Source organism: Bradyrhizobium sp. AUGA SZCCT0431 (assembly GCF_018131065.1).
In the GTDB taxonomy this organism is placed as follows: domain Bacteria; phylum Pseudomonadota; class Alphaproteobacteria; order Rhizobiales; family Xanthobacteraceae; genus Bradyrhizobium.
In genome coordinates this window covers 23,043-36,407 of the sequence record NZ_JAFCLR010000036.1, presented here as the reverse complement: position 1 = coordinate 36,407, position 13,365 = coordinate 23,043, and the positions used below count along the sequence as shown (strand labels likewise).

The 13,365-nt window shown below is 62.6% G+C and carries 11 protein-coding genes; 7 read left to right on the top strand and 4 right to left on the bottom strand.

All coding sequences use genetic code 11. From position 1 onward, the window contains the following. Window positions 1–179: 179 nt before the first annotated feature. Entirely contained in the window at window positions 180–455 is a 276-nt protein-coding gene (locus tag JQ567_RS28500; RefSeq protein ID WP_212441899.1) for a hypothetical protein, read from the bottom strand. On the opposite strand from JQ567_RS28500, the gene JQ567_RS28495 reads away from it, so the two are divergent. The 4 genes from JQ567_RS28495 to JQ567_RS28480 all read left to right on the top strand — a co-directional run bounded on the left by JQ567_RS28495 (window position 427) and on the right by JQ567_RS28480 (window position 6,385). Continuing rightward, window positions 427–2,070 carry a type I secretion system permease/ATPase gene (locus tag JQ567_RS28495; RefSeq protein ID WP_212441898.1) on the top strand — a complete coding sequence of 548 codons (1,644 nt, stop codon included), beginning with the start codon at window positions 427–429 and terminating at the stop codon, window positions 2,068–2,070. The two genes, JQ567_RS28500 and JQ567_RS28495, sit on opposite strands and share 29 nt — an antisense overlap. Before the next feature lie 11 nt (window positions 2,071–2,081). Further along, window positions 2,082–3,461, top strand: coding sequence for an HlyD family type I secretion periplasmic adaptor subunit (locus JQ567_RS28490; RefSeq protein ID WP_212441897.1), 1,380 nt, complete (start codon window positions 2,082–2,084; stop codon window positions 3,459–3,461). A 39-nt stretch (window positions 3,462–3,500) separates the two neighbouring features. Next, complete coding sequence (locus JQ567_RS28485) at window positions 3,501–4,532, top strand: NAD-dependent epimerase (RefSeq protein ID WP_212441937.1); 1,032 nt, start codon at window positions 3,501–3,503, stop codon at window positions 4,530–4,532. A 239-nt stretch (window positions 4,533–4,771) separates the two neighbouring features. Then, window positions 4,772–6,385, top strand: coding sequence for a phosphoenolpyruvate carboxykinase (locus tag JQ567_RS28480; protein ID WP_212441896.1), 1,614 nt, complete (start codon window positions 4,772–4,774; stop codon window positions 6,383–6,385). Window positions 6,386–6,544: 159 nt separating this feature from the next. Here JQ567_RS28480 and JQ567_RS28475 read toward each other — a convergent pair whose 3' ends face one another. After that, a complete protein-coding gene (locus tag JQ567_RS28475) occupies window positions 6,545–6,880 on the bottom strand; it encodes a VanZ family protein (protein WP_212441895.1) in 336 nt (111 codons plus the stop codon). A 294-nt stretch (window positions 6,881–7,174) separates the two neighbouring features. On the opposite strand from JQ567_RS28475, the gene JQ567_RS28470 reads away from it, so the two are divergent. The 3 genes from JQ567_RS28470 to JQ567_RS28460 all read left to right on the top strand — a co-directional run bounded on the left by JQ567_RS28470 (window position 7,175) and on the right by JQ567_RS28460 (window position 11,176). Next, a complete protein-coding gene (locus tag JQ567_RS28470) occupies window positions 7,175–7,981 on the top strand; it encodes an MBL fold metallo-hydrolase (protein ID WP_212441894.1) in 807 nt (268 codons plus the stop codon). A 99-nt stretch (window positions 7,982–8,080) separates the two neighbouring features. After that, window positions 8,081–9,949, top strand: a complete 1,869-nt coding sequence (gene htpG / locus JQ567_RS28465; RefSeq protein WP_212441936.1) for a molecular chaperone HtpG — start codon at window positions 8,081–8,083, stop codon at window positions 9,947–9,949. A gap of 72 nt (window positions 9,950–10,021) precedes the next feature. Further along, window positions 10,022–11,176, top strand: a complete 1,155-nt coding sequence (locus JQ567_RS28460; protein WP_212441893.1) for a DUF3095 domain-containing protein — start codon at window positions 10,022–10,024, stop codon at window positions 11,174–11,176. A 29-nt stretch (window positions 11,177–11,205) separates the two neighbouring features. Here JQ567_RS28460 and JQ567_RS28455 read toward each other — a convergent pair whose 3' ends face one another. Next, window positions 11,206–12,588, bottom strand: coding sequence for an MATE family efflux transporter (locus tag JQ567_RS28455; RefSeq protein WP_212441892.1), 1,383 nt, complete (start codon window positions 12,586–12,588; stop codon window positions 11,206–11,208). Between the two features lie 91 nt (window positions 12,589–12,679). Continuing rightward, window positions 12,680–13,231 (bottom strand): GNAT family N-acetyltransferase, encoded by a 552-nt coding sequence (locus JQ567_RS28450; RefSeq protein ID WP_212441891.1) that lies wholly within the window; start codon window positions 13,229–13,231, stop codon window positions 12,680–12,682. Window positions 13,232–13,365 lie beyond the last annotated feature (134 nt).

Genomic DNA, 13,365 nt, shown 5'->3' with positions numbered 1-13,365 from the left:
AGTTCGAGTTGTGCCAAGTCTGGCATGGCGAAGTCTGGCATGGCGAACCATCCGTGGGAACCGTTCCGCACGCATGCTGCCTCCGTTAAATCAGCACATGCCGTGCTGGCAAGAGAGGTCAATCAAATGCAAACCAAACGAGCATGTCGGCTTCATGAATCTTGCAGCGTGCTAATTGTTTAGGAACGAATTTGGTTTGATGTGATCAAGCGCGCGCCGTCGGCTGGATTTAATTTAATTGAGTGGAGATGGAACTCACCGCGCAACAAAAAGCACACATTCTGCGCGCATGGGACGTGTGCGGGCATGTTTCCTTGTTGGATCAGCGCGGAATGGTGGAGCGGGATTTTCGCAATGGCTGGGTCTGGTCCAATTAAGGCAAGCGCCGTTCTCGTCAACGGCGTGAGGTCGTGCGTTCCGGCAGTCATGACGACGGTGGTTTTCAGCTTCTTCATTAATCTGCTCGCATTCACCAGCCCGCTTTATATGCTGCAGATCTATGACCGGGTGATCGGCAGCCGCAACGAGACCACCCTGCTCGGCATCACGCTGCTGGTCGGTTATCTCCTGATCATCAATGCGCTGCTTGAGATGCTGCGCTCGCGCCTGATGGTTCAGGCCAGCCTCGCGGTCGACAGCAAGCTGGCCGGCTCGGTCTTTGATGCAACGCACTCCGCCGGCCTGCATTTCCCCCGTCTTGCCCAGGGGCAAACGCTGCGGGACCTCGATTCTGTTCGCGAGTTCATCGCCGGTCCCGCGCTGATTGCGCTATGCGACTTGCTGTGGATGCCGATCTTCATCGTGACCTGCTTCTTTCTTCACCCCTGGTTCGGGGCTATCGCGCTGGTTGGTTCGGCCCTTATCTTCCTGTTGACGCTTGCCAGTGAGCTCGCCACCACGGGCCCGATGAGCCAGGCGTCCAAGTCGTCGATCGCGGCCAACCAGAAGGCCGTATCTGCCTTGCGCAACGCCGAAGTCATTCACGCCATGGGCATGCTCGATGTCCTGCGCGAGACCTGGATTGCGCAACACACCCATGTGCTCAATCTTCAGGCAATCGCAGGCACACGGTCGGGGTTGATGGCGGCCGCGTCCAAGTTCGTCCGCATGTTCCTGCAAGCGATGGTACTGGGCCTTGGCGCCTATCTTGCGATCCACAATCAGATTTCTGCGGGCATGATCATCGCCGCCTCGATCTTTGTCGGGCGGGCCCTTGCTCCGGTCGAAGGCGTCGTCGGAAACTGGAAGGGACTGACCAACGCGCGCAACAGCTGGAGCAGACTTGTCAAATTGTTCGCCGTCGCCGGCGAGGAGCCGAAGCGGGTGACGCTGCCGCGGCCGGTCGGCCATCTGACGCTCGAGGCGGTCACCGCAGGGCCGCCGGAACAGTCTCGCAGCACCTTGCGAAATATCTCGTTCGAAGCACGACCGGGCGAAGTCGTGGGCATTGTCGGCCCGAGCGCCGCCGGAAAATCCAGCCTGGCTCGGGTGATTACGGGCGTGTGGCGACCGTCGTCAGGCAATGTGCGTCTCGACGGCTTCGATTTTTCGCACTGGAATCCGCGCGAACGCGGTCGCTACATCGGTTATCTGCCGCAGGATATCGAGCTGTTCTCCGGAACCGTCGCGCAGAACATCGCGCGCTTTCAAGAGGTCGACAGCGACGCGGTGATCGAGACCGCCCGGCTTTGCGGATGTCACGAGATGATTCAGCTCCTGCCGGACGGCTACAACACCGCGGTCGGCGAGGGGGGCGCCACGCTATCGGGCGGTCAGCGCCAACGCATCGGGCTGGCGCGGGCGTTTTTTGATCGTCCGGCCCTGGTCGTGCTCGATGAACCCAATGCAAGTCTTGACCAGGGCGGCGAGGAAGCGCTGGTCCAGGCGATCAGCCGATTTCGCTCGTTCGGCACCACAATCATTCTGATTACCCACAAGATCAGCGTACTGACCGTCGCCGACAAGATTCTCGTGCTGGAGGGCGGCATGGCGCAGGTGTTTGGTCCCCGCCACGACGTGCTCAAGCATTTGATCGCTCCTCCAGCGCCCGTTCGGGCTGCGGCAGGCTGAGGACGGTCATCATGTTCAAGCTTCCCTTCTCAATTCCTGCATGGTTTTCAATTCCTGCGCGCTTCAAGGCCGGTATTCCCCGGCGCGTCCCCAATTCGCTGCCATTCGCGCATGCGCAAAGCAAAACGGCGATCGCCGGATACACGCTGATCATTTTCACCTTCGGCGTCATGGGGGGATGGGCAGCTGTCGCACCGCTCGACCGCGGCGTCGTTGCGCAGGGCGTCGTCATGCTCGAGGACAGCCGCAAGGTGGTGCAGCACCTCGAAGGCGGTATGGTGAGCGAGATTTCGGTCAGAGAAGGCCAGTCCGTCGTTGAGGGTCAATTGCTGGTCAATCTGTCGCCGCTGCAGGCGAGCTCGGGGCTCGAGACGGTGCGCAGTCAACTCGACGGCGCACTCGCGCTCGAAGCGTCGCTGGTTGCCGAAATCGATCGCCGCGATCGCATCACCTTTCCTCCGGAACTGCTGGAGCGGCAGGCCGCTTCACCGGTCCTGGCCAGGATCGTCCAGGACCAGACGCTGCAATTTGAAGAGCGCAAGCGCTCACGTGCGACCCAGATCACGCTGATCGAATCCAAGATTCAGCAGCTCGGGTGGGAAATGGAAGGCATCGGCGTCGAGAAGTCGTCGACCGAGAAGCAGATCGGTTTCCTCGACGAGGAGTTGACCGGCCTTCGTTCGCTGAAGGAGCGGGGGTTGATCCCGATCACGCGCGTGCTTGCCATGGAAAGGGAGCGCACGCGCCTCGAAGGCATCGTCGGCCGGGCCATCGCGGATACGGCGAAAGCGACCAACGGAATCAGCGAAGCTCGCCTGCAGGTGATGCAGCTGGAGCAGAAATTCCAGGAGGAAGTCTCGGCCCAGCTGCTGGAAACGCGCCAGAAGATCAACACCGCGAAGGAAAAGCTGATCGTGGCGCGGGACTTGTTCACCCGCCTCGATATTCGCGCGCCGCGGGCAGGCACCGTACAGAATCTGAAGGTGTTCACGGTCGGGCAGGTCGTTCGTGCCGGCGAGTCGCTGATGGAAATCGTTCCCAGTAACCAAAAGCTCGTCGTCCACGCCCAGCTTCCGGTCAATTCGATCGAACACCTCAGCGTGGGGCAGACTGCCGAAATTCGTTTCCCGGGACTCCGCGCGCGCGGCATTCAAATGATGACCGGAAAGCTGGCATCGATTTCGCATGACAGGCTGGTGGACGACGTTACCAAGCAGCCCTACTTTCTCGGCCTCATCGATCTCTCCGATGCCAAGCTCGATGCACGCTACCGCGACAAGCTGATCGCGGGCATGCAGGCCGACGTCGTGGTCGCGACCGGCGAGCGCACGGCGCTGGAATATATCGTGTCGCCGCTGACGGATGCCCTGCATACGTCTTTCAGGGATTGAGCGCGCTGCAGTCTGGCATTGCGGTGCCACCGCATGAGGATGACCGTGTCGACTTTAGGACCTGTGATTGTCACTGGGGCCGCCGGATTTATCGGCATGCAGGTGTGCGAACGGCTGCTCGCGCGCGGTGAGCAGGTTGTCGGCATCGACGCGCTCACACCCTACTACGATCCGGCGCTGAAGCGCGCCCGGCTCAATTACCTGAAGCAGCACACGGGCTTCACATTTCATGAAACGGATCTTGCGGATTCCAACGCGACGAAACTTGCTTTCGATGCGGTCAGACCCGATCGCATCGTGCATCTTGCCGCGCAGCCGGGCGTTCGCGCATCGATCGACGATCCGATCGCCTGCATCCGGGCGAATTGCGACGGGTTCGTCACCGTGCTGGAGAGCAGCCGCCGCCACAACGTGAAGCACCTGGTTTTTGCTTCGTCGAGTTCCGTTTACGGCGCCAACCGCACGCTTCCGTACTCGACGGAGCAATCGGTCGATCATCCGGTCAGCCTCTACGCCGCAAGTAAAAAAGCCAACGAGCTGATGGCGCACACCTATGCCCATGTGCACCGGCTTCCGGTCACCGGCCTGCGGTTCTTTACCGTGTATGGCCCGTGGGGAAGGCCCGATATGGCGGCCTATCTCTTCACGCGCGCGATTTTCGAAGGCAAGCCGATCAAGATTTTCAACCACGGCAACATGCGGCGCGACTTCACCTATGTCGACGATATCGCGGAGGGTGTGATCCGCACCCTGGATCGTCCGGCTGCGCCGAATCCGGCCTGGGATGCGGAGCGGCCTGAATCTGCCACAAGTGCGGCTCCGTATCGCGTCTACAACATTGGCAACAACCGGCCGGTGAATTTGCTCGATTTTGTCTCGACGCTCGAGGAGATCATTGGAAAGCCGGCGGTTCGGGATCTCCTTCCGATGCAGGCGGGGGACGTGCTCGAGACCTGTGCCGACATCTCGGCGCTGCAACGCGATGTCGGGTTCTCGCCTTCGACGCCGTTGGCTGAAGGCCTGCGGCGATTTGTCGAATGGTATCGCGGTTACCATGGCGTGGCGGGCTGACCGGCACGGCCCATCCGGGCGAGAAAAATGGTGGCGACCGGACTCACCCGCGAACTGCCCGGAGATCTCACGCCCCGCGACTGCAATTTGGGCAAATTGGGTCGGGCATGATGCTGTCGCATGCCTGCCCGTCGTCTTGAGTAGGTAAACCCCAGCTTGTGGCACTATTCTTGCGTTTCATTGTCATTCGCATTTCGTGATCGACGGCTAGGTCGTGCGGTGATTGATGGAGATCCTTCGTGCAAGAGACAGGCGTGCGTAACGGTGCCTTTGGCGCCGATAAATTTGGCTTAAAGAAGCTCAAAGAGGTGCATTGGAACCTCGGAGCGCCGCAGCTCTACCAATATTCGCTGTCATCGGGCGAAGCCGTGCTCTCCGCCGATGGCGCGCTCTGCGCCGACACCGGCGAGTTCACCGGCCGCAGCCCCAAGGACAAGTTCACGGTGCGCGACGCCTCCACCGAAAAGATGTGGTGGGCCGGCAACCAGTCGATCACGTCAGAGCAGTTCGACGCGCTCTATGCTGATTTCCTCAAGCACGCCGAAGGCATGTCGCTGTTCGCGCAGGACCTCTATGGCGGTGCCGATCCCTCCTTCCAGATCAAGACCCGCGTCTTCACCGAGCTGGCCTGGCATTCGCTGTTCATCCGCACGCTGCTGATCCGCCCCGAGGCGTCGGATCTCGCCAGCTTCGTGCCGGAGCTGACCATCATCGACCTGCCGAGCTTCCGCGCCGATCCCAAACGTCACGGCTGCAAGTCCGAGAACGTGGTCGCGATCGATTTCGCCCGCAAGATCGTCCTGATCGGCGGGTCTTATTATGCCGGCGAGATGAAGAAGAGCGTGTTCACGACGCTGAACTATTATCTGCCCGCCAAGGGCGTGCTGCCGATGCACTGCTCGGCCAATGTCGGCCCCGACGGCGACACGGCGATCTTCTTCGGCCTGTCCGGCACCGGCAAGACGACCTTGTCGGCCGATCCCAAGCGCACGCTGATCGGCGACGACGAGCATGGCTGGGGCAAGGACGGCGTCTTCAACTTCGAAGGCGGCTGCTACGCCAAGTGCATCAAGCTGTCCCCGGAAGCCGAGCCCGAGATTTTCGCGGCCTCCAACCGCTTCGGCGCGGTGCTGGAAAACGTCGTGCTCGGCGAGCGCACCCGCGTGCCGGATTTCGACGACGGTTCGAAGACCGAAAACACCCGCTCGGCCTATCCGCTCGATTTCATCCCGAACGCCTCGCGCACCGGACGTGCCGGCCAGCCCAAGAACGTGGTGATGCTGGCCGCCGACGCCTTCGGCGTGCTGCCGCCGATCGCAAAGCTGACGCCGGCGCAGGCGATGTACCACTTCCTGTCCGGCTACACCGCCAAGGTCGCGGGTACCGAGCGCGGCCTCGGCAACGAGCCGCAGCCGGAATTCTCGACCTGCTTCGGCTCGCCGTTCCTCCCGCTTGATCCGTCGGTCTACGGCAACATGCTGCGTGAGCTGATCGCCAAGCACGATGTCGATTGCTGGCTGGTCAACACCGGCTGGACCGGCGGCAAATACGGCACCGGAAGCCGGATGCCGATCAAGGTGACGCGGGCGCTATTGACCGCGGCGCTCAACGGTTCGCTGCGCAATGTCGAATTCCGCACCGACAAATATTTCGGCTTTGCGGTGCCGACGGCGCTGCCGGGCGTGCCCAGCGACATCCTCAATCCCGTCAACACCTGGAAGGACAAGGCCGAGTTCGACAAGACCGCGCGCGCGCTGGTCGGCATGTTCCAGAAGAACTTCGCCAAGTTCGAAGCCCAGGTCGACGCCGACGTCCTCGCTGCTGCCCCTGAAGTGAAGCTCGCGGCGGAGTGACCAACGGCATGACCGTCCCGTTTCGCTGGAAATAATCGGCGCCTGTCTTGGGATATCCAAACAGGCGCCCCCATGAGAAATATCGACGCCAAGTGTCCGGGCAAGGCTATTTGACGTAACTGGTGTTTGAAACAGCCGTAAAAACCGAATCGAAATGCGCTATTTGCCGCGGCCGATTTTGCCCTTCAGCAGCATGACCGCCAATTGTCCGGCGCCAATCCCGCCGATGCCGCCCGCCATCTTCACCGCTGCATCAAGCAGGCGGCCGTGGCGATCCGGCGTCAGCAGTTGCATGGTCTCGAGCGCCACTGCGCCTCCGACAACGATCGCGACAACAAAAACCACGCGGTCAGGGTAAGCGAAGCCAAGCGCAAGGCCCAGCAAGGCGAAGGCCGCGAAATGCTCGAGCGGAACGTCGGCAATCACGGGGCGGCCGTGGATCGATGACAGCGTCGCGTAGGCGATGAAGCCCAGCATCAGCCAGCCCGCAATCATGCATATTTTTTGAATGGTCGCGATAACCGAATCTCGTCACTGATTGTTGAGAAATCCCTGGGCGTGGAGATCATCCAGCCTGTCCAGGCGTCGGCTGTGCGCGCGTCCTGCAATAATCACAGCAGCAATAAAAAAGGCGGCCCCTAGGCAAAACCAGATCATGTGGCGGAACTTACCCCCCAACGGCGCGGAAGCAAGTCAATTGTCCGGAACTAGAAGCCTGAAATTCCCTGTTGTTGATCCGAAACCGCGTATTTGCCAGAGTCGCGTTTCTATCGGATCGGAGTGACGGCGATGCCCTTGTGGACTTGCGAGCAATGCGGCGCCCAGTTTCCGGACAGCGTCGCGCCGCCGGCAGCATGCCCGGTTTGCGAGGACGAACGGCAGTACGTGAACTGGGACGGCCAGCAATGGCTTTCGCGCGAAGCATTGGTGGAGCGCCACAAGCTCGTCTGGCGCGATGACCTCGGCATATCAGGCGTCGCTCTCGATCCGGGCTTCGCGATCGGGCAGCGCGCGCTGCTCATTCCCGAGCCCGACGGTTGCGTGATGTGGGATTGCGTGCCCCTGGCCACATCAGAGGCGGTGGACCATGTCCGGTCGCTCGGCGGCCTGAAGGCGATTGCGGTTTCGCACCCGCATTATTACGGCGCGGTCGCCGACTGGAGCGAGGCCTTTGGCGGCGTTCCGATCTATCTGCATGGCGACGATCGCCAATGGGTCACGCGGCCGCACGCCGCGATCGTGTCGTGGACCGGCGACAGCCGCCAGATTTCCGATGACATTGTTCTCATCCGCACCGGCGGTCATTTCGCCGGCGGCACGATCCTGCATTGGCGTGCGGGTGCGCAGCGGCGAGGCGCGCTGCTCACCGGTGATGTTGCCATGGTGGCGATGGACCGCCGCTCGCTGAGCTTCATGTACAGCTTCCCGAACTACATCCCCTTGAATGCGAAATCGGTTCAAGGCATCGCGCGCGCGGTCGCGCCGCTGGCGTTCGACCGCATCTATGGCGCGTGGTGGGGCAAGAACATCGAGGCGGGCGCAAAGGTCGCATTCGATGCTTCGGTCCGGCGATATCTGGCCGCGATTGCGGAATAGTCCGGCCGAGGGCGGGAACCAGCCGGCCTTCGAACCTTGCCACTCCAGATAGTATCGCTATATCAGGGCTTTCCCACCCACGCTTGATCTCGTGAGCCCCTGATGACCACCACGACTGCCCCCGAATCCCAGCCGTTCCAGGCCGAGGTCGCCGAACTCCTGCATCTGATGGTGCACTCGGTTTATTCGGAAACCGATATTTTCCTGCGCGAACTGATTTCGAACGCGTCCGACGCCTGCGACAAGCTGCGCTATGAGGCGATCGCCGCACCCGAGCTGATCACCGATGGCGCGCCGCCCGCGATCCGCATCGTGCCGAACAAGGCGGCGAACACGCTTGCCGTGGTCGACAGCGGCATCGGCATGGACCGGCAGGAATTGATCGACAATCTCGGCACCATCGCGCGCTCCGGCACCAAGTCGTTTCTGTCGCGCCTGACCGAGGCCAAGGATGGCGCCAATCTGATCGGCCAGTTCGGCGTCGGCTTCTATGCCGCCTTCATGGTCGCTGAGCGCATCGTCGTCACCAGCCGCCGCGCCGGTTCGGATCAGGTCTGGACCTGGTCGTCCTCGGGCGGCAGCGGATTTGAAATCGCGCCCGCGAGCGAGGAGGATGCCACGCGCATCGCGCGCGGCACCGAGATCGTGCTGCATCTGAAAGAGAATGCGCAGAAATATCTCGAGACCTACGAGATCGAGCGCATCGTCCGCGCCTATTCCGATAACATCCAGTTTCCGATTGAGCTGGTGCCGGAGGAGGGCGAGCCGCGCCAGATCAATTCGGCCAGCGCGCTGTGGCAGCGGCCGAAATCGGAATTGACGCCTGACGATTACAAGGGCGCCTATCAATCGATCGCCGGCGCGTTCGACGAGCCCGCGATGACCTTGCATTACCGCGCCGAGGGCCGCCAGTCCTATGCGGTGCTGCTGTTCGCACCGTCGACAAAACCGTTCGACCTGTTCGACCAGGCGCGCAAGGGCAAGGTAAAGCTCTATGTCCGCCGCGTCTTCATTGCCGACGATGCTGATTTATTGCCGGCATACCTGCGCTTCATCCGCGGCGTGATCGACAGCGAGGATCTGCCGCTCAATATTTCCCGCGAGATGCTGCAGAACAACCCGCAGCTCGCGCAGATCCGCAAGGCCGTCACCAGCCGCGTCGTCAGCGAGCTGGAAAACCTCGGCGACAAGGAGCCGGAGGCATTCGCGAAAATCTGGGATTCGTTCGGGCCCGTGATCAAGGAAGGCATCTGGGAAGATTTCGAGCGGCGCGAAAAGCTGCTGGGCCTGTCGCGCTTCACCACGACATCGGGCGAGAAGCGTTCGCTCAAGCAGTACGTCGAAAACCTGAAACCGAACCAGACCGAGATCTATTACCTCACCGGCGACAGTATCGAGCGGCTGAAGTCGAACCCAAAACTCGAATCCGCCACAGCCCGCGGCATCGAGGTGTTGCTGCTGACCGATCCGGTCGATGCGTTCTGGACTTCGGCGCCGCTCGATTTCGGCGGCAAGCCGCTGAAATCGTTGAGCCAGGGCGATATCGATTTCGGTCTGATCCCGGTGCTGGACGACAAGGCTGACGACAAAAAGGAAGAGAGCACCACGGATGAGGCCGCGACCATCGCCGTCATCAAGGACACGCTCGGGGAACGCGTCTCCGACGTGCGGGCGTCGCAGCGGCTGACGTCGAGCGCATCCTGCCTGGTGGCCGGCGGCGACGGCCGCGACCGCCAGCTCGAACGGTTGCTGGCGATGCAGAACCAGGGGTCAGTGACCAAGCCGATCCTAGAGATCAATCTGCGCCATCCATTGGTGGCGGCGATTGCCGGGGCCAAGGATGCGGCCGCGGATCTGTCGTTCCTGCTGCTGGAGCAGGCGCAGATCCTCGATGGCGAGTTGCCGGAAGACCCGGCGGCATTTGCGAGCAGGCTCAACCAATTGGTGCTGCGGGGCGTCAAACTGTAGCAGGGGCGAACCCGAATACGGGTGAGGCCGTATCTGTTAGACAGCTCGGAAAACGGGGTAACTTGCATCGCAATGACCACGCCCGACGGCACCGACATCTTCTACGGCGGCATTCCGGTCTTTCGCGGCTTCACCAGCCTGATGGATCCGGCGCTGTATTCGCCGTTGCCGGATGATTGGACCGTCGGCGTCGCCGACATCGTGGAATCGACCAAGGCGATCGCCAACCAGCGCTACAAGGCGGTCAACATGGCGGGCGCCGCTGTCATCGCCGCCGTGACCAATGCGCTGGATGGACGCGAGTTTCCGTTCGTGTTCGGCGGTGATGGCGCCAGCTTTGCCGTGGCGCCCGCCGATCTCGGCCGCGCGCGCGAGGCGCTGGCGGCGACGGCGACCTGGGTCAGCGAAGGCCTTGATCTCGCAATGCGGGTGGCGCTGGTGCCGGTAAAAGCAATCCGCGCGCAGGGCCTCGACATCAGAGTCGCGCGTTTCGGGCCGTCGCCCAATTTGTCCCTTGCGATGTTTTCCGGCGGCGGTCTCGGCTGGGCGGACGCGGCGATGAAGCGCGGCGAATTCGCGGTCCCCGCGGCGCCAGCGGGCGAGCAGCCGGATTTGTCCGGCCTGTCGTGCCGGTTCGAGGAAATTCCCTCCGCTCGCGGCCTCATTCTTTCGGTGCTGGTGGTGCCGGCAAAGGGCGCCGATCCGCGCGCGTTCCGCAACGCGATCGAAGACATCATCGATCTCGTCGAACGAAGCCCTGATGCCGGGCGGCCGGTGCCTTCAGGCGGACCCGATATCCGCTTTCCCCCGGCGGGCATCGAATACGAGGCGCGTGCCGCGCGCGGCGGGTCGTTGTTGCGGCGGCGCAGTTCCGCGTTGGCGATCGCGCTGTGGGCCTATGTCGTGTTGCGCTTCGGCATCAAGGTCGGCAATTTCGTGCCGAAGACCTACATGCAGCAGGTGGTAGAGAATTCCGACTTCCGCAAATACGACGATGGACTGCGGATGATCCTCGATTGCACGCCGGAGCTCGAGCAGGCGCTGGCGCAACGGCTGGCAAAGGCGGCCTCAAACGGTGTCGTGCGCTATGGCTTGCACCGCCAGGACGCGGCGATGATGACCTGCTTCACGCCGTCGGTGATGCGCAGCGACCACGTTCACTTCATCGATGGCGCACGCGGCGGCTATGCTTCGGCGGCGACCGCGTTGAAGGCGATGGCGGCTTAAGCTTCTCGCTGCCGCACAAGGCCGGCTGCTCATTTGCCCCAGCGCGTGAAGCGAATGAACAGCATTGTAGAGAGGCCGTATACGACCATCGCGGCGCCGACGAGCGCGAACAAGCTCCAGGCCGGTGCGCCCGATGACGCCAGCCACCAGCCGCCGAGGCCTACCAGCAGCAGCCGGATGGTGCCGGCCATGACCGGGCCGCCGACCTTTGCCGCGCCTTGCGAGGCGAAGTAGAGGGCGAGGCCGGTGCCGAAGAAGCCGAAGGCCGGACCGGCCCAGGCAAAGTAAGAAGAGGCGGCAGCCGTCACGCCGGGATCGCTGGTGAACAGCGAGATCCAGAGCGTCGGCTTGATCGCGACGATCAGGCCGATCAGGCCGACGGTCAGGCCTGCAGCGGCGGCCGCGGTCCAGGCCACCCGGCGCGCCCGCGCCACGAGGCCAGCGCCAACAGCCATGCCGACCATCGGCACCGAGGCGATGCCGAACGCAAATGCAATCGGGACCAGCAGGAATTCCAGCCGCGAACCCATGCCGTAACCGGCCAGCGTCTCCGTGCCGAGGCCCGCCACGATTTTGGTGAAGATCAGGATGGTCAGGACGGTTTGCAGCGGCGCCAGGCAGGAGATCGCGCCGACTTTGAGGATGTCGACGAACATGTCGCGCTCGAACCTGAAGGCGGCGAAATTCAGCTTCAGCCGGCTGCGGCCGCTGGCGAGGTACCATGCCAGGAAAATCGCCCCCAGCGTGAAGGCGGTGAGCTGACCTGCGGCGACCCCCGGCATGCCAAGCTTCGGCAGGCCGAATAATCCAAGACCGAGGCCGCCACCGACCACGACCTGAACGAAGGCGACGACGATCAGCACGGCCGAGGGAATGTGCATATCGCCGGTGCCGCGCACCACCGAGGCCAGCGTATTGACCAGCCAGATCGATATCGCGCCGGAGAACAGCACGTGCGAATATTGCATGGCCTGCTCGAGCACGCCGCCGCGGCCGCCAAGCAGCGAATAGAATTGTCGGCCGAACGTCAGCATCATCACGGTGAAGAACAGCCCGGCGCAGGTGCCGATCATGGCCGCATGCAGCGCCAGCGTCGCGGCGCGGTCGCGGTTGCCGGCGCCGAGCGCGCGGCTGATGGCGGAGGATACGCCGCCGCCCATGGCGCCCGCCGACATCATCTGCGTCAGCATCACGAACGGAAACACCAGCGCGATCCCGGCCAGCGGCTCGGTGCCGAGCCGGCCGATATAGGAGGTCTCGGCAACCGCCACCAGCGCGGTGCCGACCATCGCGATCGCATTGGGGAGCGCGAGTTTCAGCAGCGTCGGCAGGATCGGCGAGGTCAACAGGCTGTTGACCGGCGCGGTTGGTATGGCCGCGGGGCGCAAATCAAGCGGGGCGTCGATCGTCATGCGTCACCGGTTCGTCGGCCAGAAGGCAATATATTATGGCCAACATATTATCGGCAGGCGCAAGCGCAAGCCACCCATCGCCGCGCAGGGGTCACCATGGCAGGCCGCATAGGTCGATGATGCCGTCGCGCGGGGCGCGGGTGAAGTCGAACACGAACGGCGCCATCGCCTCGAAACGAATGCGTCCCTCCGGTTGCTCGGCATAGACCTCGCCGGTGAATTTATGCCACCCGCGGGCCTCGTAGAAGGCGAAATTATGCGGCTCGCAGAACAACAGTGCAAACTTGATCGCTTCGTGGTCGCGCATGGTCTGGACCGCGGCACCGAGCGCGAGGCCGGCAAGGCCTCGCCCCCGGAAATCCTCGCGGGTCGCAACCCCGCCGATACCGCCGATATCGACCTTGCGCCCGTTCCAGGTGACGGTGCGGAAATAGATACCGACATGGCAGGCAAGGCCGGGTTTTGACGATTCGCTGGTAGAATCCTGCGGCGCCTCGATGAGCACGCGCAGATCGGCGTGGGCCCATTTGACGTGGCCCCAGGACAGTTTCTCGACCACATGCTTCGGCCAGACCGCATTCATCAGCGGTTCGACCCTCGGCCATGAAGCGTCCCCGTTCAGGACATCGATCTCGATACTCATTTTTCACCCCGCAATAGCCGTATGTCCCGTCATACGCTGGACGCGGAGCATCGTTACCGAAGAAGCCGCCCGCTTTGTCAAATTGCGGTGTTTAAGCGCGATGGAACCTTCTATAAGGGTTCCCGTTACACCAC